Origin of the sequence: Pantoea sp. UBA5035, assembly GCF_002415245.1 — a bacterium.
In the GTDB taxonomy this organism is placed as follows: domain Bacteria; phylum Pseudomonadota; class Gammaproteobacteria; order Enterobacterales; family Enterobacteriaceae; genus Pantoea; species Pantoea septica.
In genome coordinates this window covers 25,200-49,307 of the sequence record NZ_DICD01000024.1, presented here as the reverse complement: position 1 = coordinate 49,307, position 24,108 = coordinate 25,200, and the positions used below count along the sequence as shown (strand labels likewise).

General features: G+C 59.8%; 22 protein-coding genes. 14 read left to right on the top strand and 8 right to left on the bottom strand.

Features of this window, described 5'->3' with window-relative positions; all coding sequences use genetic code 11:
• The first annotated feature begins 25 nt into the window (after positions 1-25).
• From fhuC to fhuB, 3 genes are read left to right on the top strand one after another with little or no spacing between them, the layout of a single operon-like run.
• On the top strand, positions 26-823 hold the full coding sequence (gene fhuC / locus B3229_RS15790) for a Fe3+-hydroxamate ABC transporter ATP-binding protein FhuC (RefSeq protein WP_376747197.1): 798 nt from the start codon (positions 26-28) through the stop codon (positions 821-823).
• 10 nt (positions 824-833) lie between these two features.
• Complete coding sequence (gene fhuD / locus B3229_RS15785) at positions 834-1,709, top strand: Fe(3+)-hydroxamate ABC transporter substrate-binding protein FhuD (protein ID WP_286872292.1); 876 nt, start codon at positions 834-836, stop codon at positions 1,707-1,709.
• Entirely contained in the window at positions 1,709-3,688 is a 1,980-nt protein-coding gene (gene fhuB / locus B3229_RS15780) for a Fe(3+)-hydroxamate ABC transporter permease FhuB (protein WP_286872289.1), read from the top strand. The genes fhuD and fhuB overlap by 1 nt, the downstream gene beginning before the upstream one ends.
• 278 nt (positions 3,689-3,966) lie before the next feature.
• On the opposite strand, the gene hemL is transcribed toward fhuB, so the two are convergent.
• Entirely contained in the window at positions 3,967-5,247 is a 1,281-nt protein-coding gene (gene hemL / locus B3229_RS15775; protein ID WP_048786965.1) for a glutamate-1-semialdehyde 2,1-aminomutase, read from the bottom strand.
• Between the two features lie 212 nt (positions 5,248-5,459).
• Between hemL and erpA the strand changes: the two genes are divergently transcribed.
• Positions 5,460-5,807, top strand: a complete 348-nt coding sequence (erpA, locus tag B3229_RS15770) for an iron-sulfur cluster insertion protein ErpA (protein ID WP_033749565.1) — start codon at positions 5,460-5,462, stop codon at positions 5,805-5,807.
• A gap of 32 nt (positions 5,808-5,839) precedes the next feature.
• Here erpA and B3229_RS15765 read toward each other — a convergent pair whose 3' ends face one another.
• The 3 genes from B3229_RS15765 to mtnN form a co-directional block, all read right to left on the bottom strand.
• Positions 5,840-6,091, bottom strand: coding sequence for a hypothetical protein (locus B3229_RS15765; RefSeq protein WP_048786964.1), 252 nt, complete (start codon positions 6,089-6,091; stop codon positions 5,840-5,842).
• Between the two features lie 123 nt (positions 6,092-6,214).
• Positions 6,215-7,009 (bottom strand): vitamin B12 ABC transporter substrate-binding protein BtuF, encoded by a 795-nt coding sequence (gene btuF, locus B3229_RS15760; protein ID WP_286872286.1) that lies wholly within the window; start codon positions 7,007-7,009, stop codon positions 6,215-6,217.
• A complete protein-coding gene (mtnN, locus tag B3229_RS15755; RefSeq protein WP_286872283.1) occupies positions 7,002-7,700 on the bottom strand; it encodes a 5'-methylthioadenosine/S-adenosylhomocysteine nucleosidase in 699 nt (232 codons plus the stop codon). Before mtnN ends, btuF begins: the two co-directional genes overlap by 8 nt.
• A gap of 99 nt (positions 7,701-7,799) precedes the next feature.
• Here mtnN and dgt point away from each other — a divergent pair, with 99 nt between their 5' ends.
• The 3 genes from dgt (at position 7,800) to B3229_RS15740 (ending at position 12,183) form a co-directional block, all read left to right on the top strand.
• Entirely contained in the window at positions 7,800-9,290 is a 1,491-nt protein-coding gene (dgt, locus tag B3229_RS15750; protein WP_048781343.1) for a dGTPase, read from the top strand.
• Between the two features lie 135 nt (positions 9,291-9,425).
• Positions 9,426-10,853 carry a serine endoprotease DegP gene (gene degP / locus B3229_RS15745; protein ID WP_033749572.1) on the top strand — a complete coding sequence of 476 codons (1,428 nt, stop codon included), beginning with the start codon at positions 9,426-9,428 and terminating at the stop codon, positions 10,851-10,853.
• A gap of 172 nt (positions 10,854-11,025) precedes the next feature.
• Entirely contained in the window at positions 11,026-12,183 is a 1,158-nt protein-coding gene (locus B3229_RS15740) for a CdaR family transcriptional regulator (protein ID WP_286872280.1), read from the top strand.
• An 88-nt stretch (positions 12,184-12,271) separates the two neighbouring features.
• On the opposite strand, the gene B3229_RS15735 is transcribed toward B3229_RS15740, so the two are convergent.
• The 4 genes from B3229_RS15735 to map all read right to left on the bottom strand — a co-directional run bounded on the left by B3229_RS15735 (position 12,272) and on the right by map (position 17,303).
• Positions 12,272-12,664, bottom strand: coding sequence for a DUF3461 family protein (locus B3229_RS15735; RefSeq protein ID WP_033749575.1), 393 nt, complete (start codon positions 12,662-12,664; stop codon positions 12,272-12,274).
• A gap of 223 nt (positions 12,665-12,887) precedes the next feature.
• Complete coding sequence (gene dapD, locus B3229_RS15730) at positions 12,888-13,712, bottom strand: 2,3,4,5-tetrahydropyridine-2,6-dicarboxylate N-succinyltransferase (protein WP_033749576.1); 825 nt, start codon at positions 13,710-13,712, stop codon at positions 12,888-12,890.
• A gap of 75 nt (positions 13,713-13,787) precedes the next feature.
• The gene (glnD, locus tag B3229_RS15725; protein WP_048781341.1) at positions 13,788-16,442 is read right to left on the bottom strand and encodes a bifunctional uridylyltransferase/uridylyl-removing protein GlnD; all 2,655 of its coding nucleotides are present in this window, start codon (positions 16,440-16,442) and stop codon (positions 13,788-13,790) included.
• A gap of 66 nt (positions 16,443-16,508) precedes the next feature.
• Positions 16,509-17,303, bottom strand: coding sequence for a type I methionyl aminopeptidase (map, locus tag B3229_RS15720; protein ID WP_103793999.1), 795 nt, complete (start codon positions 17,301-17,303; stop codon positions 16,509-16,511).
• Positions 17,304-17,619: 316 nt separating this feature from the next.
• Here map and rpsB point away from each other — a divergent pair, with 316 nt between their 5' ends.
• From rpsB to cdsA, 7 genes are all read left to right on the top strand, one after another.
• Positions 17,620-18,345 carry a 30S ribosomal protein S2 gene (rpsB, locus tag B3229_RS15715; RefSeq protein WP_048781339.1) on the top strand — a complete coding sequence of 242 codons (726 nt, stop codon included), beginning with the start codon at positions 17,620-17,622 and terminating at the stop codon, positions 18,343-18,345.
• Between the two features lie 181 nt (positions 18,346-18,526).
• Entirely contained in the window at positions 18,527-19,378 is an 852-nt protein-coding gene (gene tsf, locus B3229_RS15710; RefSeq protein WP_033749580.1) for a translation elongation factor Ts, read from the top strand.
• A gap of 154 nt (positions 19,379-19,532) precedes the next feature.
• Entirely contained in the window at positions 19,533-20,258 is a 726-nt protein-coding gene (pyrH, locus tag B3229_RS15705; RefSeq protein WP_033749581.1) for a UMP kinase, read from the top strand.
• Positions 20,259-20,399: 141 nt separating this feature from the next.
• Complete coding sequence (gene frr / locus B3229_RS15700) at positions 20,400-20,957, top strand: ribosome recycling factor (RefSeq protein ID WP_033749583.1); 558 nt, start codon at positions 20,400-20,402, stop codon at positions 20,955-20,957.
• 145 nt (positions 20,958-21,102) lie between these two features.
• A complete protein-coding gene (ispC, locus tag B3229_RS15695) occupies positions 21,103-22,305 on the top strand; it encodes a 1-deoxy-D-xylulose-5-phosphate reductoisomerase (protein ID WP_286872269.1) in 1,203 nt (400 codons plus the stop codon).
• 168 nt (positions 22,306-22,473) lie between these two features.
• On the top strand, positions 22,474-23,226 hold the full coding sequence (gene ispU / locus B3229_RS15690; RefSeq protein ID WP_033793566.1) for a (2E,6E)-farnesyl-diphosphate-specific ditrans,polycis-undecaprenyl-diphosphate synthase: 753 nt from the start codon (positions 22,474-22,476) through the stop codon (positions 23,224-23,226).
• An 18-nt stretch (positions 23,227-23,244) separates the two neighbouring features.
• On the top strand, positions 23,245-24,102 hold the full coding sequence (gene cdsA / locus B3229_RS15685; RefSeq protein ID WP_033749587.1) for a phosphatidate cytidylyltransferase: 858 nt from the start codon (positions 23,245-23,247) through the stop codon (positions 24,100-24,102).
• Positions 24,103-24,108 lie beyond the last annotated feature (6 nt).

The following is a 24,108-nucleotide window of genomic DNA, read 5'->3' as shown; positions in this document are numbered from 1 at the left end:
CGCCACGGCGCCCGTTTAACCTGGGATGATCATGCAGCCTCCGCACGACGCAGCCACTTTTACGCTGGATAATGTCAGCTTTCACGTGCCCGGCCGCACGCTGCTGCATCCGCTCTCGCTCACCTTTCCGCCGGGCAAAGTGACCGCGCTTATCGGCCATAACGGCTCCGGCAAATCCACCTTGCTTAAAATGCTGGGACGGCACCAGCGCCCCAGCGAGGGGCGCGTGCTGCTTAACGCGACGCCGGTCGAGGCGTGGAACGGCAAAGCCTTCGCGCGCGAAGTCGCCTATCTGTCGCAGCAGCTGCCCGCCGCCGAAGGCATGACGGTGCGCGAGCTGGTGGCGATAGGCCGCTATCCGTGGCACGGCGCGCTGGGCCGCTTCAGCCACGAGGATCGCGTTCGGGTCGAAGAGGCGATTGCGCAGGTCGGGCTGAAGCCGCTGGCCGCGCGCCTGGTGGACAGCCTCTCCGGCGGCGAGCGTCAGCGCGCCTGGCTGGCGATGCTGGTGGCGCAAAACAGCCGCTGCCTGCTGCTGGACGAACCGACCTCGGCGCTGGATATCGCGCATCAGGTTGAGGTGCTGGCGCTGATCCAGCGGCTCAGCCGCGAGCGCGGCCTGACGGTGATCGCCGTGCTGCACGATATCAATATGGCGGCGCGCTACTGCGACCATCTGGTGGCGCTGCGCAATGGCAAGATGATTGCCGAAGGCGCGCCGGACATCATTATGCAGGCCGAGGTGCTGGGCGCGATTTACGGCATTCCTATGGGCATCCTGCCGCATCCGCAGGGCGGCGCGCCGGTCAGCTTTGTCTACTGAGGGCCTGAGCATGGAGATCTCTCGTCGTCGCCTGCTGGCGGCGCTGGCGCTGACGCCGTGGCTAAGCGCGCTGCCGCTGCGGGCCGCCCTGCCTGAGCAGCAGCGTATTATCGCGCTGGAATGGCTGCCGACCGAACTGCTGCTGGCGCTCGGCGTCGCGCCGCTGGCGGTCGCCGATACGCGCAACTACAACATCTGGGTCGGCGAGCCGCCGCTGCCGCCGCAGACCGTGGACGTCGGGCTGCGCACCGAACCCAATCTGGAGCTGATGACCCAGCTGCACCCTTCGCTGATCCTCTGCTCGAACGGCTACGGCCCGCCGCCGGAAAAACTCAAGCGCATTGCGCCGATCATGGGCTTCGACCTCAACCGCGGCGACGGCAAACCGCTCTCCGCGGCGCGCGATTCGCTGCGCGCGCTGGCGACGCGTATCGGCCGCGAAGCCGAAGCAGAGGCGCATCTGCAGCTGCTGGATCGTGAACTGGCCGCCGCGCGCCAGCGTCTGGCACCCTATGCCGCGCGTCCGGTGCTGCTGATGTCGCTGATGGACAGCCGGCATGCGCTGGCGTTCGGCAAAAACAGCCTGTTTCTGGAGGTGATGGAGCAGCTGGGGCTGACCAACGCGTGGCAGGGCGAAACCAACTTCTGGGGCAGCGCGGTGATTGGCATCGAGCGGCTGGCGCATCTGCGCGACGTCGAGGCGATCTGCTTCGATCACGCTAACGACGCCGATATGGCGCAGCTCAGCCGCAGCCCGCTGTGGCAGGCGCTGCCGTTTGTTCGTGCCGGACGCTTTCAGCGGGTTCCGGCGGTGTGGTACTACGGCGCGACCCTGTCGGCGCTGCACTTTGTTCGCGTGCTGGAACGCGCGCTGGAGACGCGCTGATGCGCCATCGTTATTTCCCCGCCGCGCTGCTGAGCCTGCTCTTCCTGCTGGCTCTGCTGCTGAGCGTTATAAACCTGCGCGCGGCGCTGCCGTCGGCGCAGTGGGCGCAGGCGCTGCTGTCGCCAGATCTCAACAACATCGATCAGATGCTGTTTCACTACAGCCTGCTGCCGCGGCTCGGGCTGGCGCTGCTGGTCGGTGCCGGACTCGGGCTGGCGGGCCTGCTGTTCCAGCAGGCGCTGCGCAATCCGCTGGCGGAGCCGACCACGCTGGGCGTCTCTTCCGGCGCACAGCTCGGCATTACCGTCGCCACGCTGTGGCAGCTGCCGGGCGGCGCGGCCACGACGCAGCTGGCGGCGTTGATCGGCGCGCTGGCGGTTGGGGCCGTGGTGTTTGGCGTCGCCTGGGGCAAACGGCTGTCGCCGGTCACGCTGATCCTCTCGGGGCTGGTGCTGAGCCTCTACAGCGGGGCGGTGAATCAGATTTTCGCCATTTTCAATCACGATCAGCTGCAGACAATGTTTCTGTGGAGCACCGGCACGCTCAACCAGATGGGCTGGGAAAACGTCAGCCTGCTGTGGCCGCGTCTGCTGCTCGCCTTCGCGCTGGCGCTGGCGCTGCTGCGTCCGCTCACGCTGATGGGGCTGGATGACGGCGTGGCGAAAAATCTCGGCCTGGCACTGGCGCTGGCGCGCGTCGGCACGCTGGCGCTGGCGATCCTGCTCAGCGCGCAGCTGGTGAGCGTGGCGGGCATTATCGGTTTTATCGGCCTGTTCGCGCCGCTACTGGCGAAGCTGCTGGGCGCACGTCGGCTGCTGAGCCGCATGCTGCTGGCGCCGCTGATCGGCGCGCTGCTGCTGTGGCTGGCGGATGCCTGCGTGCTGTGGCTCACTGCCCACTGGCGTGAAGTCTCTACCGGCACCCTGACCGCGCTGACGGGCGTACCGCTGCTGCTCTGGCTGCTGCCGCGCCTGCGCACCGGCTCGGCGCCGCCCCCGCTCGATATGGGCGATAAGGTACCAGCGGAACGGCATGCGGTGCGGCGCTGGTCGCTGGTCGGTCTGGCGCTGCTCGGGTTACTGGCGTGGATCGCGCTCGCCTTCGGCCGCGACGCGCACGGCTGGGTATGGTCAGGCGGCGAACTGTTCCATCAGCTGCTGCCGTGGCGCGCCCCGCGTCTGCTGGCGGCGCTGGCGGTGGGGCTAATGCTCGGCGTCGCGGGTTGTTTGATTCAGCGTCTGACCGGCAATCCGATGGCCAGCCCGGAAGTGCTGGGCATCAGCTCCGGCGCGGCGTTCGGCGTGGTGGTAATGCTGTTTTTCGTACCGGGCGACGCGCTGGCGTTTCTGCTGCCGGCGGGCGCGCTGGGCGCGGCGGGAACGCTGATGATTATTATGCTGGTGGCGAGCCGCGGCGGCTTTTCGCCGGAGCGTATGCTGCTGGCGGGCATGGCGCTGAACAGCGCGTTCGTCACGCTGCTGATGCTGCTGCTGGCGAGCGGCGATCCGCGTATGGGCGGCTTGCTGAGCTGGATTTCCGGGTCCACCTACAATATCAGCGCAAAGGCGGCGATGCAGAGCGCGATACTGGCGCTGGTTTTGACCGCGCTGGCGCCGCTCGCCAGCCGCTGGCTGACGCTGCTGCCGCTGGGCTCCGCTACGGCGCGCTCGGCGGGCATGGCGCTCAACGCCTCGCGTCTGGCGCTGATGCTGCTGGCGGCCGCGCTGACCGCCGCGGCGACGCTGACCATTGGGCCGTTGAGTTTTGTCGGTTTGATGGCGCCGCATATCGCGCGCATGCTCGGCTTCCGCCGCGCGCTGCCGCAGATGGCGATGGCGGGTCTGTTCGGCGCAGGGCTGATGCTGCTGGCCGACTGGTGCGGACGCATGCTGGCGTTTCCGGATCAGCTGCCGGCGGGACTGATGGCGACCTTTATCGGCGCGCCTTACTTTATCTGGCTATTGAGACGCTCGCGGTAAAAGGCTTTTCTGCAGACGGCTAACTGTGTTAAAGCGCGGTGGGTATGGGCCGAAGAGCAAAGCGTCCCGCGCCAGGGACAAAAATGCCCGGAGCATTTTTGAACAACGCAGCGCGTTGGCCCGGCAACGGGCGCACCTCAGGGATGAGGTGCGTATACGTGCGGGCCGAGCGAGCATGGATGCAATGGACTTTGCGATCGGGCCATGCCTACCGCGCCAGCACTTTCCTGCAAGCAAAAAAAAGACCGGCCTCTGCCGGTCTTTTAACGTCTCGTTTTTTACAGCTTTGCAAAACAGCGACGCGCGGCGTCGACGGTGCGGTCAATGTCCTCGGCGCTGTGCGCCAGCGACATAAAGCCCGCTTCGAAGGCGGAAGGCGCAAGGTAAACGCCTTCTTCCAGCATCAGGTGGAAGAAGTGCTTAAAGCGCTCAACGTCGCACTTCGTCACGTCGGCGTAGCAGGTCACGCTGTCGGCGTCGGTGAAGAAAATGCCGAACATGCCGCCGACGTGATTCACCACCAGCGGGATATTTTCCGCCTCCGCCGCCGCCAGCAGACCCTGCGCCAGCTGCGTGGTGCGCTCCGTCAGCGTCTTATGCGTGCCCGGCTGGGCGATCTGCGTCAGGCAGGCGTAACCGGCCGCCATTGCAATCGGGTTGCCGGAAAGGGTGCCCGCCTGATAAACCGGCCCGGTCGGCGCCAGCGCGTCCATCACTTCGCGGCGTCCACCGAAGGCGCCCACCGGCATGCCGCCGCCGATAATCTTGCCGAGGCAGGTGAGATCCGGCCGCACGTTGTAATGTGCCTGCGCGCCGCCCAGCGCCACGCGGAAGCCGGTCATCACTTCGTCGATAATCAGCAGCGCGCCGAATTCGTCGCACAGCGCGCGCAGGCCTGGCAGGAAGTCCGGCTGCGGCGGAATACAGTTCATATTGCCCGCCACCGGCTCGACGATAATACAGGCGATCTCTTCCGGATACTGCTCGAACGCGGCGCGCACCGAGTCGAGATCGTTATAGGTGCAGGTCAGGGTGTGGCGGGCGAAATCGGCTGGCACGCCGGGAGAGTTCGGCTGGCCCAGCGTCAGCGCGCCGGAACCTGCTTTCACCAGCAGGCAGTCGGCATGACCGTGATAGCAGCCTTCGAATTTCACGATCTTGTCGCGGCCGGTAAAGCCGCGCGCCAGGCGAATAGCGCTCATGGTCGCTTCGGTGCCGGAGTTCACCATGCGCACCATATCCATGCTCGGCACCAGCTCGCACACCAGCTGCGCCATCTTTACTTCCATCTCGGTGGGCGCGCCGAAGCTCAGGCCGCGCGTGGCGGCTTCGATCACCGCGTTGCGAATCTCAACGTTGTTGTGGCCCAGCACCATCGGTCCCCAGGAACCGACATAATCGATATAGGCTTTACCGTCGGCGTCATATAGCCAGGCGCCGTCGGCGCGCTCGATGAACAGCGGCGTGCCGCCTACGCCGTTAAACGCGCGCACCGGCGAGTTAACGCCGCCGGGGATCAGGCGTTGCGCTTCGGCAAACAGGTTTTCGGACTTACTCATTTATTCGGCTCCAGCGGTTCATAAAAAAATCTCGCGCCATTCTACGGGAAGATTACGGCAGGACGAAAGGCCGGAAAGGGCGCGCTATACTTACCTTAGCTGAAGGCCGGCGGCACAGAGTGCGAAGGGCAAAACTTGATTGCGCTATCGCGCTGGCGGATAATACGCCAATTGAGGTCGTTTTATGGCCTGGACCTTTACCGGAGTATAAGATGAGTGATGATGTTGCAGCACTGCCGTTACAGTTTACCGATGCGGCGGCCAGCAAGGTAAAGAACCTGATTGCCGACGAAGAGAACCCCGATCTGAAACTGCGCGTCTATATTACCGGCGGCGGTTGCAGCGGCTTTCAGTATGGCTTCACCTTTGACGACAAAATGAACGACGGCGACATGACCATTGAGAAACAGGGCGTGGCGCTGGTAGTGGATCCGATGAGCCTGCAATACCTGGTCGGCGGCTCGGTTGACTACACTGAGGGTCTGGAAGGATCGCGTTTTATCGTTACTAACCCGAACGCCAAAACCACCTGCGGCTGCGGCTCCTCTTTCAGTATCTGATGCAAAAAGGCCGTCTTGCGACGGCCTTTTTCTTACCATTCCACGGTTATCAGCTTCGCCGTTTCCTTACGCATACTATCCTTCTTTAGCTCGCTTTCCGTGACGCGCGGCTGCGCGTTGATGCGGCGACCGCAATCGATCTGCGGCATTGCCCGTTGCGGCTGGCTGTTAACTTCACAGCGCGAATAGATAATCAGCTGAACGCCTATCGTTCCCGTGGTCGACGCCGTCGCAAAGGGCGCGACGAGTGCGAGCGCGAAGGCCAGCAGCAAGGCTCTGGTCATGTTTGATTCCTGGTGTGCAAAATGCGCGGTGCGCATAAAAGGACGCTGAGCTTACGTGGCGTCGGCGTCTCGTTTATTGATTAACGGCAAAATTAGCGGGATCTTTAATCGCTTTCTGCTGATTTATTGTTCCGGGTGCAGGGCGGCGCAGAGCTGTTTTGCCGCCAGCAGCATACGCGGGCCGGGACGGCTGATCCAGTCATCCTCGATGGCGATGACCGGCACGGCGAGCTGAGGCTGCCAGAAGCGCGCCACGCTCTGCGCCTGCGCGGCGTCGCCGGCCACCACGATCGCCTGCGGATGACGCATCAGGACCTGCTCGCGGCTGACCTGCGGCCAGCTGACGCGGCTGTCGGCGAAAATATTCTTTCCGGCGCACAGCGTGATGATGTCGTTTTGCAGGGTATCGCGCGCGGCGGTAAACAAGGGTTGCTGACCGAACTGCAGAAAAAGCGGCACGGCGGGCAGGGCGGCGTAGCGCGCGCGCAGGGACTTTTCCTGCTGCTTCAGCTGTTGCGCGGTCTCCAGCGCCTGCTGCGGATGCGGGCTCCAGCGCTGCAGCGACGCGACGGCGTCCGCCATCTCGTCCAGCGAGCCGGGATCGAGCCACTCGATCTTAACGCCGAGCCGCTGCAGCTGATCGATCTGGCGCTGCGGATTGCCGCCGCGCCAGGCGAGCACCACATCCGGCTTCAGCGCCAGAATGCGCTCGACCTTAACGCCTTGCCAGTTGGCGACCTGCTCCAGCGCTTTCGCGGCGGGCGGATAGTCGGACCAGGCGCTGACCGCGACCGGCTTTATGCCGGCGGCGAACGCCATTTCGGTGAGATGGGGGGCGAGCGAGATAACGCGCGGAGCGGCGGCGAACAGGCTGCCGCAAAACAGCAGCAGCCCGATCGGCCAGAGCGATTTAGCCACGCGCCAGGCGCGCCAGCAGCTTCTCCACCATCAGCGACGACTGCTGCGCCGCGACGCTGAGAAACTCTTCAAAGCTCAGATGCGACGCTTTGTCGGCCACGTCGGAAATGGCGCGCACCACCACGAAAGGTACCTTGAACTGGTGGCAGACATGACCGATAGCGGTGGCTTCCATCTCCACGGCGATCGCCTGCGGGAAGGTGGCGCGAATGCGCGCCAGCGGTTCGGCGCCGTTGATAAAGGCATCGCCGCTCACCACCAGGCCGCGCACCGCGTTCAGGTTCAGCTCGCTGATGCAGGCTTCCGCGGCGGCAATCAGCTGCGCATCGGCGGTAAAGGCCGCCGGACAGCCCGCCATCTGGCCTGGCTCGTAGCCGAAGGCGGTAACGTCGGCGTCGTGATAGCGCACTTCGTCCGAGACCACGATATCGCCGACCGAGAGCGTCGGCGCCAGACCGCCGGCCGAGCCGGTGTTGATCACCAGGTCCGGCTTGCACAATTCAAGCAGCAGGGTAGTACCCAGCGCCGCCGAGGTTTTACCGATACCCGATTTCAGCAAAGCGACCTCAACGCCGTTCAGCGTGCCGGTGTAAATTTCGCAGCCGGCCAGCGTCAGGGTCTGGCGGTTCTCGATTTTCTCACGCAGCAGGGTCACTTCCTGCTCCATCGCGCCAATAATGCCTGCTTTCATAAAAGAGTCTCGCTAATGTGGTGGAAGTGGTCGTAAAAAGTGAGGCATAGTCTAGCATGGCTGGCAGGGGATTGATTCACGAAGGTATAAGGGGAAACGATGGCGACGGTTAATTTCAGGAAGAAGATCAGTTTTACTCGCCCTTATAACACGCGCAAAGAGCCGGAAGGGGAATACTATATTACCCGCCACTTTGAGAGCGATCGCGGCCGTATTATCAACTCGGCGGCGATCCGCCGGCTGCAGCAAAAAACCCAGGTTTTTCCGCTGGAGCGCAACGCCGCAGTACGCTCACGCCTCACCCATTCGCTGGAAGTACAGCAGACGGGACGCTATATCGCCAAAGAGATCCTGCAAACTCTGAAAAATCAGGGCGGTCTGGCGCAGTACGGGCTGGATGAGATGGAAGGCGCGTTCGAAAGTCTGGTAGAGATGGCCTGCCTGCTGCACGATGTCGGCAATCCGCCGTTCGGCCATTTCGGCGAGGCGGCCATTAACGACTGGTTTGAAGAGCACCTTCCGCTGGAGCTGGTGGACCCGCTGGTGGCCGGCGTCGAAGGCGAGCAGCAGCGCGCCGATTTCAGTCAGCTCAACGCCATGATCCGCCAGGATCTGTGCCACTTCGAAGGCAACGCGCAGGCGATCCGCATGGTGCATACCCTTCTACAGCTGAATCTCAGCTATTCGCAGGTCGCCTGCATCCTGAAATATACCGCGCCCGCCTGGTGGCAGGGCGAGAAGCCCGAGCAGTTCAGCGCGCTAATGAAAAAGCCGGGCTTTTACCTCTCCGAACGCGACTATATCGCCGATCTGCGCGCAGCGACCCATATGGACGAGCATCATCGTTTTCCGCTGACCTATATTATGGAAGCGGCGGATGATATCTCTTACTGCATCGCCGATCTGGATGACGCCGTCGAAAAAGATATATTTAACATTGATGCGCTTTATGACTATTTATGTAAGAACTGGGGGCCGATTAAAAATAATGACGCCTTCAGTCGAACGGTCGGCGATGCCTGGCGCGAAGCCTGTAACAAAAAGCGTCGCAGCCGAAGCGATCAGTTCTTTATGTCATTGCGCGTTAACGTACAGAACGTCCTGGTCAGCCATGCGGTAAAGCGTTTCGTCGATAATCTGCCCGCTATTTTCAACGGCGATTTTAATCATGCGCTATTAGAGGATGACGGCGAAGAGGGCAGGTTATTGCAGATGTTTAAAACGGTGGCGCGGCGCCACGTATTTAACCATGCCGAAGTTGAACAGCTGGAATTACAAGGTTATCGTGTCATTAAGGGATTGTTAGAAATATATCAACCTTTAATGACGCTAACCTACGAAGCCTTTACTACGCTGATTAACGAGGACTTTCTGCGACAGCACCCGATTGAGACGCGCCTGTTTCATAAACTTTCCGGAAAGCATCGTAAAGCCTATCAGCAAAAAATGCGCACGCTGGTAGTCGAGCATAAATATCAGCGACTGCTATGGGAAAGATATTATCGCTTTCGTCTGATTCAGGATTATATTAGCGGTATGACCGATCTTTATGCTTGGGATGAGTATCGCCGACTGATGGCGGTAGAATAACTGGACTTTTGTAAAGAGCGTGCATAAATTTTTACCTTTGCCGCAAACTTTTGCTGGAACTTCGCGTTAAAAGATTAATCTCATAACTGACCACAGCAAGGGTCTGGCGTTTATTACTGGATGAGACTAATACGAATGAAAAAAAACACCCTAACGTTGAGCGCGCTGGCGCTCAGTCTTGGCCTGGCGTTAAGCCCTGCCGCCGTTTTCGCCGCTGAATCGGCTTCTTCTACCAGTCAGCAGCTGCCGAGCCTGGCGCCGATGCTGGAAAAAGTGATGCCGTCAGTGGTCAGCATCAGCGTTGAAGGCAGCACCACGGTAAAAACGCCGCGCCTGCCGCCGCAGTTTCAGCAGTTCTTTGGCGATAATTCGCCTTTCTGCCAGGAGGGCTCGCCTTTCCAGAGCTCGCCGATGTGTCAGGGCGGCGCGGGCGGCGCTGGCCCCAACACCCAACAGGAAAAATTCCGCGCGCTTGGCTCCGGCGTCGTGATCAACGCCGAAAAAGGCTATGTGGTGACCAACAACCACGTTGTCGACAACGCCACCAAAATTCAGGTGCAGCTCAGCGATGGCCGCCGCTATGACGGTAAAGTCATTGGCAAAGATCCGCGTTCCGATATTGCGCTGGTGCAGCTGATCGACGCGAAAAACCTGACGGCGATTAAAATCGCTGACTCCGACAACCTGCGTGTCGGCGACTACACCGTCGCCATCGGCAACCCGTACGGCCTGGGCGAAACCGTCACTTCAGGCATCGTTTCGGCGCTGGGACGCAGCGGGCTTAACGTCGAAAACTATGAAAACTTTATTCAGACCGATGCGGCGATTAACCGCGGCAACTCCGGCGGCGCGCTGGTGAATCTTAACGGCGAGCTGATCGGCATTAACACCGCGATCCTCGCGCCGGACGGCGGCAATATCGGCATCGGCTTCGCTATCCCGAGTAATATGGTGAAAAACCTCACCGGACAGATGGTGGAGTTCGGTCAGGTGAAACGCGGCGAGCTGGGTATTCTGGGTGCTGAGCTGAACTCCGAGCTGGCGAAAGCGATGAAGGTCGACGCGCAGCGCGGCGCCTTCGTCAGCCAGGTGCTGCCGAACTCCGCCGCGGCGAAAGCGGGCGTGAAGGCGGGCGACGTGGTGGTGTCGATGAACGGCAAGCCGCTGAGCAGTTTTGCCGCCCTGCGCGCCGAAGTCGGTTCGCTGCCGATCGGCACCAAACTGCAGCTTGGCCTGCTGCGCGACGGCAAACCGGTGAGCGTAACCGTCGAGCTGCAGCAGAGCACGCAGGATAAGGTGCAGTCTGCCACCATCTACACCGGTATCGAGGGCGCTGATCTGAGCAACGACAGCGGCAGCGATAAAGGGGTGCGCGTGGATAACGTGAAGCCCAACAGCGCCGCAGCGCGTATCGGCCTGAAAAAAGGCGACATCATCCTTGGCGTCAACCAGCAGCGCGTCGCCAACCTGGGTGAACTACGTAAAATCCTCGACACCAAGCCGTCGGTGCTGGCGCTTAACGTTAAGCGCGGCGACAGCAGCATCTATCTGCTGATGCAGTAACGTTATTTATCTCCTCAGGCGGACTTCGGTCCGCCTTTTTTATGGGCGCGGTTCAGAGTGTGACCGGAGCCGCAAAACCTGTAAATCCCCGTCTGGCTCTGTGCATTTGCACAATGCCTGCTCTCGCCGCCATGCGTATGCTGTAGCATTCACTCTCTGTCAGGATTTACAGATGGCAACCTATCATCTCGATGCGCGCCTTGCGCAGGATATCGTGGCGCGCACCATGAAGATTATTGACAGCAATGTCAACGTGATGGATGCGCGCGGCCGCATCATTGGCAGCGGCGATCGCGAGCGTATTGGCGAATTGCACGAAGGCGCGCTGCTGGTGCTCTCCCAGGGACGCGTGGTGGACATCGACGAGGCGGTGGCGAAACATCTGCACGGCGTGCGGCCAGGCATCAATCTGCCGCTGCGCATCGACGGCGAAATCGTCGGCGTCATCGGCCTGACCGGCGATCCGGTCGCGCTGCGCCACTACGGCGAGCTGGTTTGCATGACGGCGGAGATGATGCTGGAGCAGACCCGACTGCTGCATATGCTGGCGCAGGACAGCCGTCTGCGCGAGGAGCTGGTGCTGAACCTTATCCGCAGCGAAAGCGTGACGCCGCAGCTGACCGAGTGGGCGCAGCGTCTCGGCATCGATCTCAATCAGCCGCGCGTGGTGGCGGTGGTGGAGGTCGACAGCGGACAGCTCGGCGTCGACAGCGCGATGTCGGAGCTTCAGCAGCTACAAACGCTGCTGACTACCCCGGAGCGCGATAACCTGATCGCCATCGTTTCCCTGACGGAGATGGTGGTGCTGAAGCCGGCGCTGAATGCGCACGGGCGCTACGATCAGGACGATCATCGCAAGCGCGTCGAACAGCTGCTGCAGCGTATGAAAGAGAGCGGCCAGGTGCGGATGCGCATCGCGCTCGGCAACTATTTTACCGGGCCGGGCAGCATTGCGCGCTCGTATCGCACCGCGCGCACCACCATGATGGTCGGCAAGCAGCGTATGCCGGAGCTGCGCAGCTATTTCTATCAGGATTTAGTCTTGCCGGTGCTGCTCGACAGCCTGCGCGGCGGCTGGCAGGCGAACGAACTGGCGCGTCCGCTGGCGCGGCTGAAAAGCATGGATAATAACGGTCTGCTGCGGCGCACCCTGGTGGCCTGGTTTACCCATAACGTGCAGCCCAGCGCTACGGCACGCGCGCTTTTTATTCACCGCAACACGCTGGAGTATCGGCTGAACCGCATTTCCGAGCTGACCGGACTGAACCTCAGTCAGTTTGACGATCGTCTGCTGCTCTATGTGGCGTTGCAGCTGGACGAGCAGAGCTGAGACGATAAAAAAAAGGCCAGCGTTGGCTAGCCTTCTGTCGACTGGTCTGAGCGCTGGCGCCTTCTGTAGCAAGGCAACAGCCGACGCATTACCGGTTATTGCGCGTCAGCTTGTCCAGATCGCCTTCAATCTCGGCAATTTTGTTGGTCACCACGCTCTCCAGATGACGCAGATCCGCCAGGATCTTACGCTTCAGATCCACTTCCACCTGATCGCGCTGGCAGATCTGATCCAGTTCGTCGATCACATAGCGCAGGTTCGGGCTGATCTCCTGAACCTCTTTGTAGCCCTGATTGATATTGTCTGCGACCACGGTTTTGCGCTGGCGCGGATATTTAAACTTCACGCTCTTGGCGAAGAACTCGCCTTTGTCTTTACGAAAGTAAATTTTAAGGATGTCGTTGTTGGCTTCCTGACGCAGGCTGTAGCGATCGATATCGTCCGGGTTATTAATGCCTAAGCTTTTAAGGTTGTCATACATAGCGATTTTTCCACCAAAAAGAGAGAAGCGCGCATCTGTGTTCATGGCACAAAAATAACTGTAGACAAAAAACGGATTGAACACTGCGCGACGGGAGATAACTGGCGCGGATTATGACCTGGGTAAAAAGTAAACGCACCTGTTAATTCGCCGCGCGAATCAGGTAGTAAGAGGGAGAAGTGTAAAGAAAAAATGACGGGCCGCAGGGGCCCGTCGCAGAAGCTTAGTCGATAGTGCGCAGCAGTTCGTTGATACCCACTTTGCCGCGCGTTTTCGCGTCGACTTTCTTCACGATGACCGCGCAGTAGAGGCTGTAGCTGCCATCTTTAGAGGGCAGGTTGCCGGAAACCACCACGGAACCTGCGGGTACGCGGCCGTAGTGCACTTCGCCGGTTTCGCGATCGTAGATTTTGGTGCTCTGGCCGATGTAAACGCCCATCGAAATCACGGCGCCTTCTTCCACGATCACCCCTTCGACAATCTCGGAGCGCGCGCCGATAAAGCAGTTATCTTCGATGATGGTCGGGTTCGCCTGCAGCGGCTCCAGCACGCCGCCAATGCCGACGCCGCCGGAAAGGTGGACGTTTTTGCCAATCTGCGCGCAGGAGCCTACGGTCGCCCAGGTATCAACCATGCTGCCTTCGTCGACGTAAGCGCCGATATTGACGTAGGACGGCATCAGCACGGTATTGCGCGCGATATAGGCGCCCTGGCGAACCGCCGCCGGCGGCACGACGCGAAAGCCCGCGGCTTTAAAGCGCGCGTCGTCCCAGCCGGCGAACTTCATCGGCACCTTGTCATAAAAGCGGGTTTCTGCGCCTTCCATCACCTGGTTTTCGTTAATGCGGAACGACAGCAGCACTGCCATCTTCAGCCACTGATGCGTTACCCACTGACCGTCGATCTTTTCTGCTACGCGCAGCGCGCCGCTGTCCAGCTGAGCGATCACCTGGTTGATAGCTTCACGGGTCACCGGATCGACGCTCGTCGGAGTAATCTCGGCGCGACGCTCGAAGGCCGTTTCAATAACGCTCTGTAACTGTTGCATAATTTTTTCCTGATCTGTCTGGTGCATGCCGGACCACGTCCCGGCACAAAGAGTAAATAAGTAAATCGATTGCGGTCACACTTTATCGTTTGGATTAAGGGCTTCTGTCAACCGTTGTCGCAACGCTTTGCGCATTTCCGCGTCAAGCGCGCGCCGCTCGCTGTTGGCCAGAATAAACAAATCCTCGACGCGCTCGCCGATAGTACTGATGCGCGCCCCGTGCAGCGAGACGCCCATATCGGCGAAGACTTCGCCCACGCGCGCCAGCAGGCCGGGCTGATCGAGCGCCACCAGCTCCAGATAGCTGCGGCGATCGGTGTGGGTCGGCAAAAAGTTGACTTCGGTATCGACGCTGAAGTGGCGCAGCTTCGCCGACGCACGGCGCGTGCGCGGTGGATTCCAGCTGGTCTGGGCGATCGCCTGCTCCAGTGCCTGGCGGATCATCAGGTGGCGATCGGGCGCCAGCGGACTGCCGTCCGGCTCCAGCACGATAAAGGTATCCATCGCCATGCCGTCGCGGCTGGTGAAAATCTGCGCGTCGTGCACGCTGAGATTGCGACGGTCCAGCTCGCCCGCCACGGTCGCGAAGAGATAAGGGCGGTCGGGACTCCAGATAAAAATCTCGGTGCCGCCGCGCGTCGCCTGCGGGCTGACCAGCACCAGCGGCTGGCGCAAATCGTGCTCCATCAGATGACGCGCATGCCACGCGAGCTGGTTTGGCGTGTGGCGCAGGAAATAGTCGGCGCGGCAGCGGTTCCAGATATTGTGCAGCCGCTCTTCGTCGATATTGTCCATGCGTAGCAGCGCCAGCGCCTGCAGCCGGTGATGACGCACGCGCTCGCGCAGATCCGGGCTGTTCTCCATGCCGCGCCGCAGCTGCTTCTCGGTGGCGAAGAAGAGCTCGCGCAACAGACTCTGCTTCCAGCTGTTCCACAACGTTTCGTTGGTGGCGCAGATATCGGCCACGGTCAGGCAGACCAGATAGCGTAGCCGATTCTCGTTCTGCATCACCTCGGCAAACTGCTGAATCACGGTGGGATCCTGAATATCGCGGCGCTGCGCCGTCACCGACATCAGCAGATGATGGCGCACCAGCCAGGCGACCAGCTGCGTCTCGCGCGAGTTGAGGCCGTGCAGCTCGGCGAACTCCAGTGCGTCCTGCGCGCCGAGAATCGAGTGATCGCCGTTGCGGCCTTTGGCGATGTCGTGCAGCAGCGCCGCCATCAGCAGCAGTTCCTGCTGCGGCAGACGCGGCCAGAGCTCCACGCAGAGCGGATGCATCGGGCGCGTTGTCTCGCTGGCGAAGCTCTCCAGCTTTTGCAGCACGCGGATGGTGTGCTCATCGACGGTGTAGGCGTGGAACAGGTCGAACTGCATCTGTCCGACGATATGTCCCCACAGCGGCGTGTAGGCCCAGAGCACGCTATGGCGGTGCATCGGCAGCAGCGCGCGCTTGACCGCGCCCGGATGGCGCAGAATCGCCATAAAGAGCTGACGCGCTTCCGGGATCTGACACAGCGGCTGTTTGAGATGACGACGCGCGTAGCGCAGCTGGCGCAGCGTGGTGGAGTAGATGCCGCGAATGTTTTCGTTGCGCACCATCACGTAGAACATGCGCAGGATCGCCTGCGGTTCGCGCTCGAACAGCGTTTCGTCACGCAGGTCGATCAGGTTGCCGCGCAGCTGAAAGGTGTCGTCCAGCGGACGCGGCTTTTCGGTGGTGGAGAGCGCCAGGATCGCTTCGTCGAACAGCTGCAGCAGCATCTGGTTTAGCTCGCCGATGCGGCGCGTGACGCGGAAGAAATCCTTCATCATGCGTTCTACCGGCTCGTTGCCTTCGCCCTGGTAGTTAAGGCGCTGCGCGACGTTGAGCTGACGGTCGAACAGCAGCCGGTTGTCGTAGCGCGTCAGCGTCAGATGCAGCGCGAAGCGGATGCGCCAGAGAAATGCCTGACATTCGTTGAGCTCGTTGCGTTCCGCTTCGGTGAGGAAGCCGAACCCCACCATTTCATCCAGCGTGGTGGCGCCGAAGTGGCGGCGCGCCACCCACTGCAGCGTATGGATATCGCGCAGGCCGCCTGGGCTGCTTTTGATATCGGGCTCAAGGTTATAGCTGGTGCCGTGATAGCGCTGATGGCGCGCCTGCTGCTCTTCGATCTTGGCGGCGTAAAAGGTCGCCGACGGCCAGAAGCCTTCGCTGAAGATATTCTTTTGCATCTCCAGAAACAGGGCGACGTCGCCGGTCAGCATGCGCGACTCGATAAGGTTGGTGGCGACGGTCAGGTCGGCTAATCCTTCCAGCAGACACTCCTCCAGCGTGCGCACGCTGTGGCCTACCTCCAGTTTGAGATCCCACAGCAGCGTCAGCAGTTCGCTGGTTTGCTGCGCGCTCGCGTCGTCGAGCGGATCGCGGCTGAGGATCAGAATGTCGACGTCGGAAAGGGGATGCAGCTCGCCGCGGCCGTAGCCGCCGACCGCCACCAGCGCGATAGCGGGCAGGGCGTCAAAGCCGTAAAAGCGCCACAGGCGGCGCAGCAGACGGTCAATAAACAGGGTGCGCGCGTCAATCAGCGTTTCTGCCGATTCGCCGGCGTCGAACGCCGTGGAGAGAAAGGCGTTAAAGGTTTCCAGCTTCTGCTTCAGGGCGTCGCGGGTCAGCGCCGCGTCATCCCAGTGCGCCGGGGAGTCTTGCAGGCCGTCAATGACCTCATCCGTCAGGATAGCGCTCATACCGCTTCTCTCTTCTTGAGCCATAAAAAAACCGGCGCAGGGCCGGCTTTTTATCAGTGGGGACGATTACCCTTCGTTGACCAGCACCGCGTCGATGGTGTCGTCGCTACGCAGGGTCAGGATTTCGCAGCCGTTATCGGTCACCACAATAGTATGCTCGTACTGCGCGGACAAGCTGCGATCTTTGGTTTTTACCGTCCAGCCGTCTTTCATGGTGCGGATGCGGTAATCGCCGGCGTTGACCATCGGCTCGACGGTAAAGGTCATGCCCGCCTGCAGCACCACGCCGCCGTCGTCTGCATCGTAGTGCAGCACCTGCGGCTCTTCGTGGAAGCCTTTGCCGATACCGTGGCCGCAGTACTCGCGCACCACAGAGAAATCGTGCGATTCAACATATTTCTGAATGGCGCGGCCCAGCTCGCGCAGACGAATGCCCGGCTTCACCAGGCGCAGCGCCAGGTAGAGGCTCTCCTGGGTGATATGGCACAGACGCTCGCCCTGGATGGTCGGCTTGCCGACGATAAACATCTTCGAGGTGTCGCCGTGGTATTCGTCTTTAATCACGGTCACGTCGATGTTGATGATGTCGCCATCTTTCAGCAGGCGATCGTCGCTGGGAATGCCGTGACACACCACTTCGTTGACCGAGATGCAGACCGATTTCGGAAAGCCGTGATAGCCGAGGCAGGCGGAGATGGCGTGCTGCTCGTTGGTGATGTAATCGTGGCAGATGCGGTCGAGTTCGCCGGTAGAGACGCCGGGTTTGACGTGCGGGGCGATCATCTCCAGCACCTCGGCGGCCAGTCGGCCGGCGACGCGCATTTTTTCGATTTCTTCAGGGGTTTTAATTGAAATTGCCATTAAATTAATCCGCAGTTGCCGAAAATTTCAGCAATAATGAACGATGTGCTGTCATGTTAGCAGCCGAAAACCAGGCCGCCAAACAGTTCGCGTCGCGCGGCCGCGCGCTGAACAAATTCTGGCTTCAGCAGCGTGGTTGTGGTATAAAGCGCGCCGACGATTCTCTGTCAGGCCGTTATGGTCGACGAGAAACGCGAAAAACTCACTTTGTGTACTAAAACACACATGTATCGACACATACGCCGGGGTGCTTCGAAAGAGGTCGGTCGTATGGGATACATGGAGGCCCAACCCCAAACTTAATCTAGAGGTAATCATGGCAACTGTTTCCATGCGCGACATGCTCAAGGCTGGTGTTCACTTCGGTCACCAGACCCGTTACTGGAACCCGAAAATGAAGCCGTTCATCTTCGGTGCGCGTAACAAAGTTCACATCATCAACCTTGAGCAGACTGTACCGATGTTCAACAACGCTCTGGCTGAGCTGAACAAAATCTCTGCCCGTAAAGGCAAGATCCTGTTCGTCGGTACCAAGCGCGCTGCCAGCGAAGCGATTAAAGAGTCTGCACTGAGCTGCGACCAGTTCTTTGTAAACCACCGCTGGCTGGGTGGTATGCTGACCAACTGGAAAACCGTTCGTCAGTCTATCAAACGTCTGAAAGATCTTGAGACTCAGTCTCAGGACGGCACCTTCGACAAACTGACCAAGAAAGAAGCGCTGATGCGCGGTCGCGAACTGGCCAAGCTGGAAAACAGCCTGGGCGGTATCAAAGACATGGGCGGTCTGCCGGACGCGCTGTTCGTTATCGACGCCGATCACGAGCACATCGCGATCAAAGAAGCGAACAACTTGGGTATCCCGGTATTCGCGATCGTTGATACCAACTCTGATCCAGACGGCGTTGACTTCGTTATCCCGGGTAACGACGATGCGATCCGTGCTGTTAGCCTGTACCTGACTGCCGTTGCCACTACCGTGCGCGAAGGCCGTTCACAGGACCTGGCTGAGCAGGCTGAAGAAGCGTCTTTAGAAAACGCTTAATAAGGTTCGCTCTGACAAAGAGCCCTTAGACATCAGATGTAATCTGTTAAGGGGCCAGTCTTGGCCCCTTTATTTTATCTCCGTCTGTCACGCCTCCTTATCAGGCGGGCGGGACAGAGTAAATTTTCCGCAACAGGTGCCTTAGTGCGCAAGCACGGGGGTACGAACCGAGGATTCTGGAATGGCTGAAATTACCGCTGCACTGGTAAAAGAACTGCGCGAGCGTACTGGCGCGGGCATGATGGACTGCAAAAAAGCGCTGACCGAAGCGAATGGCGACATCGAGCTGGCGATTGAGAACATGCGTAAGTCCGGCGCGATCAAAGCGGCGAAAAAAGCAGGCAACGTGGCTGCTGACGGCGTGATCAAAACCAAAATCGACGGCAACTACGGCGTGATCCTGGAAGTTAACTGCCAGACTGACTTCGTTGCGAAAGACGCTGGTTTCCAGGCCTTCGCTGACAAAGTGCTGGACGCGGCGACCGCAGAACGCATCACCGACGTTGAAGCGCTGAAAGCGAAATTCGAAGAAGAGCGCGTTGCGCTGGTAGCGAAAATCGGCGAAAACATCAACATCCGTCGTATCGCAGTGCTGGAAGGCGAGCAGCTGGGTTCATACCTGCACGGCGCGCGTATCGGCGTACTGATCTCCGCGAAAGGCGCTGACGAAGAGCTGATCAAGCAGATCGCTATGCACGTTGCAGCCAGCAAGCCGGAATTCGTTAAGCCGGAAGACGTCTCTGCCGACGTGGTTGAGAAAGAGTACCAGGTTCAGCTGGACATCGCGATGCAGTCTGGCAAGCCGAAAGAGATCGCAGAGAAGATGGTTGAAGGCCGCATGAAGAAATTCACCGGCGAAGTCTCTCTGACCGGTCAGGCTTTCGTTATCGATCCGAGCAAAACCGTTGGCCAGGCGCTGAAAGAGCAGGGCGCTGACGTCATCAACTTCATCCGCTTCGAAGTGGGCGAAGGCATTGAGAAAGTCGAAAGCGACTTCGCTGCTGAAGTAGCGGCAATGTCCAAACAGTCTTAATGCTGTGAAAGGAACCGCCAGAAGGCGGTTCTTTTTTGTCTGCTACGCTAAGCAGACGCTTTTCAGTCTCATCCCAATAGTAATTTACGCGCGCTAAGCGGATGATCGATCAGATTTAACTTCTCCTTTTCAACTCTTCCAGGAAGAACCGACCATGGCGACCAACGCAAAACCTGTATATCAACGTATCCTGCTGAAACTGAGTGGCGAAGCACTGCAAGGTGCCGAAGGTTTTGGTATCGACGCGAGCGTGCTTGACCGCATGGCGCAAGAGGTGAAAGAACTGGTCGAGCTGGGCATTCAGGTAGGCGTGGTGATTGGCGGCGGCAACCTGTTCCGCGGCGCAGGTCTGGCACAGGCGGGAATGAACCGCGTCGTAGGCGACCATATGGGTATGCTGGCGACCGTAATGAACGGCCTGGCGATGCGCGACGCGCTGCACCGTGCTTACGTAAACGCGCGCCTGATGTCCGCTATTCCCCTCAACGGCGTGTGCGACAACTACAGCTGGGCCGAAGCGATCAGCCTGCTGCGCAACAACCGCGTGGTGATTTTCTCCGCCGGCACCGGCAACCCGTTCTTCACCACCGACTCGGCGGCCTGCCTGCGCGGCATCGAGATCGAAGCGGACGTGGTGCTGAAGGCGACCAAAGTCGACGGCGTTTACTCTGCCGATCCGGTGAAAAACCCGGATGCGACGCTCTATGATCAGCTCTCCTACGCCGAAGTGCTGGAACGCGAGCTGAAAGTAATGGATCTGGCGGCCTTTACGCTGGCGCGTGACCACCAGCTGCCGATCCGCGTATTTAATATGAATAAACCTGGCGCGCTGCGTCGCGTAGTCATGGGCGAAAAAGAAGGCACCCTGATTACGCATTAATACCCGACGCAAGATAAAATAAGGTATATTCTGTCGGCGCGGTGAACTTCACCGCGCACCATTCAGGATTATCGCTCAACAGCGATACCGCTTCCGGCGCCGCCGGAATGGCCAGGTCAAACCGAATCCAAGGGTTTCAACGTGATTAACGACATCAAAAAAGATGCTGAAACGCGCATGGACAAATGCGTCGAAGCGTTTAAAAACACCATCAGCAAAGTGCGCACCGGTCGCGCTTCACCTTCACTGCTCGACGGTATCGTGGTCGAATACTACGGTACGCCGACGCCGCTGCGTCAGCTCGCTTCCGTCACCGTAGAAGATTCACGCACGCTGAAAATCAACGTGTTCGACCGCTCCATGGGCCCGGCAGTGGAAAAAGCTATCATGGCTTCTGACCTCGGCCTGAACCCGAACTCAGCCGGTAGCGACATCCGCGTTCCGCTGCCTGCGCTGACCGAAGAGCGTCGTAAAGATCTGATCAAGATCGTGCGCGGCGAAGCCGAGCAGGGCCGCGTCTCCGTGCGCAACGTGCGCCGCGACGCCAACGACAAAATCAAAGCCTTGCTGAAAGATAAAGAGATCAGCGAAGACGATGAGCGTCGTACTCAGGAAGAGATCCAGAAAATGACCGATGCGCGCATCAAGAACGTCGATGCGGCGCTGGCCGAAAAAGAGAAGGAGCTGATGGAGTTCTAATCCCATCGGTTGCTCTCTATACCCGATATCCTTGGGTATAAAACGCCGTTCAGGGCTGTGTTCATTGCGAATGCGCTCTGGCGGCGTTTTACATTATGCCTTCCGCGCTTGCGGAGTTATTCGACGTCTTCACAGGGATAGCTTAATGAAGCGATTAACCTTGCTGGGTTCTACCGGATCAATCGGCGCCAGCACGCTGGCGGTGGTGCGCGCCAATCCTGAGCTCTATCAAATCACCGCGCTGGTGGCCGGACAGAACGTTGCGCTGATGGCGGAACAGTGTCAGGCCTTTCAGCCGCGCTATGCGGCAATGGCGGATGAAGCCTCCGCGCAGGCGCTGCGTGAACGACTGAAAGCACTCAACGTCTCTACCGAAGTGCTCTCCGGCGTTCAGGCTGCGTGCGAGCTGGCGGCGCTTGACGAGGTCGACCAGGTGATGGCGGCAATTGTCGGCGCCTCGGGTTTGCTGCCGACGCTGGCGGCGATCCGCGCCGGGAAAAGCGTGCTGCTCGCCAATAAAGAGTCGCTTGTCACCTGCGGCCGTTTGTTTATGGAGGCTGTACGCCATCATCAGGCGCAGCTGCTGCCCGTCGACAGCGAGCATAACGCGATTTTTCAGAGTTTGCCCGCTTCCATCCAGCATCAGTTAGGATACGCTGACCTGCGAGAAAATGGCATTGAGTCCATTATCCTTACGGGATCGGGTGGTCCTTTTCGTGACACGCCGCTGGCTGACCTCGCGACCATGTCGCCAGAGCAGGCCTGCGCGCATCCGAACTGGTCGATGGGACGTAAAATCTCCGTCGACTCGGCCACCATGATGAATAAAGGTCTCGAATACATTGAAGCCCGCTGGTTATTTAACGCCAGCGCAGCGCAAATGGAGGTGATCCTGCATCCGCAGTCGATGATCCACTCCATGGTGCGCTACTGCGACGGCAGCGTGCTGGCTCAGCTCGGTTCACCGGATATGCGCACCCCCATTGCACACTGCATGGCCTGGCCTGCGCGTATTCCGGCAGGCGTCACGCCGCTGGACTTCACCCGCATGTCCGCGCTGACGTTCGCTGAACCTGACTTTGCCCGCTACCCTTGCCTGAAACTGGCGATAGATGCCTGCGAGGCAGGGCAGGCGGCGACCACGACGCTGAACGCGGCCAATGAGGTTGCGGTGGCGGCCTTTCTGGCTAACCAGATCCGCTTTACCGACATCGCGGCGATCAACAGCGAAGCGCTGGCGGCGCAGACCTTTGCGGAGCCGGACTCGGTGGACGCCGTGCTGGATATCGACCGCGCCGCGCGCGCCAGCGCCACAGAGATGCTGCCGCGTTTCGCGACCTCGCGTTAACGCGCGCCGCTATTTGTTCGCCTGTAGCGAAAATGGTATAGTCGCTCGCTCGCGTTTCCGGGTATGGCATCGCATCTGATGCGCCTCGCCCCTTTTGGGCGGGAGAAGACCGGGCGCAATGTATTCAGAAACCACAGCATTTCTGACAACAGGAATTAATTACGCGTTATGTCGTCCAATAATCACAACAAAACCGATGACCAACAGGGAACAGGCCCGCGTCACGTGGCTATCATTATGGATGGCAATGGTCGTTGGGCTAAAAATCAGGGAAAACTGCGTATTTCCGGCCATAAAGCGGGCGTTAAAGCGGTGCGCCGCTCCGTCAGCTTCGCCGTCAGCAATAATCTCGAAGCGCTGACGCTCTATGCCTTCAGCAGTGAAAACTGGAGCCGTCCGCCTCAGGAAGTCACGGCGCTGATGGAGCTGTTTGTCTGGGCGCTCGACAGCGAAGTTAAGAGCCTGCATAAGCACAACGTGCGTCTGCGCATCATCGGCGACGTGAGCCGTTTCAGTAACCGTATTCAGGAGCGTATTCGTCGCGCCGAGGAACTGACTCAGCAAAATAGTGGACTGACTCTCAATATTGCCGCGAACTATGGCGGACGTTGGGATATTATCCAGGGAGTGAAAAAACTCGCTGAGCAGGTTCAGGAAGGTTTGCTGCGTCCTGACCAGATCACCGAGGAAAACCTGTCTGCCCATCTGTGCATGCAGGGACTGGCTCCAGTGGATCTAGTGATAAGGACCGGGGGAGAGCATCGGATTAGCAACTTCCTGCTGTGGCAGATCGCCTATGCTGAGTTTTATTTTACCGATGTTCTCTGGCCTGATTTTGATGAACACGTTTTTGAAGGTGCACTGAATGCATTCTCTCTGCGGGAGCGTCGTTTTGGCGGCGCTGCACCAGGCGGCGCCTGAGCAAACAGGGGGTAACCTTTGCTGAAGTCTCGTCTGATTACCGCGCTTATTCTCATTCCGCTGGTGATTGCTGCGCTTTTCTGGTTACCGCCCGTTGGTTTTGCGATTACGACGATTATCATCTGCATGCTCGGCGCCTGGGAATGGGGCCAGCTTGCGGGCATGGCGTCGCGCCAACAGCGCATCTGGCTTTCCCTGCTGTGCGGGCTGCTGCTGGCGGGGATGCTCTTTACTCTTCCTCCCTATCAGCGTGACGTGCATCTGCCGCAGGTCGCCACTTCGCTCTGGGCGTCGCTGGCGTGGTGGATTGTGGCGCTGTTCCTGGTTCTCTCTTATCCCGCATCGGCCTCTCTGTGGCGCCATTCACGCCCCTTGCGCCTGGTGTTCGGCATCCTCACCCTGATCCCCTTTTTCTGGGGCATGATGGCGCTGCGTCAGTACCACTACGAGAGCGATCACTACGCCGGCTCATGGTGGCTGCTGTTCGTGATGTTCCTGGTGTGGGGCGCGGATTCCGGCGCCTACATGTTCGGCAGGCTGTTCGGCAAACATAAGCTGGCGCCTAAGGTCTCGCCCGGTAAAACCTGGGAAGGCTTTTTCGGCGGCCTGGTCTCTTCCGCGCTGATCGCCTGGCTGTTCGCTAGCTTAGCGCCGCTGACCGTCTCCGCCGGTACGCTGATTGTCTGCGCCGTGCTGGCGACGCTCGCCTCGGTGCTGGGCGATTTAACGGAAAGCATGTTCAAACGTGAAGCGGGCATAAAAGACAGCGGCAGCCTGATCCCGGGTCACGGCGGCATACTCGATCGCATCGACAGCCTCACCGCGGCGGTGCCGGTTTTCGCCTGTTTACTGCTGCTGGTGTTCCGCACTCTCTGAGGACAG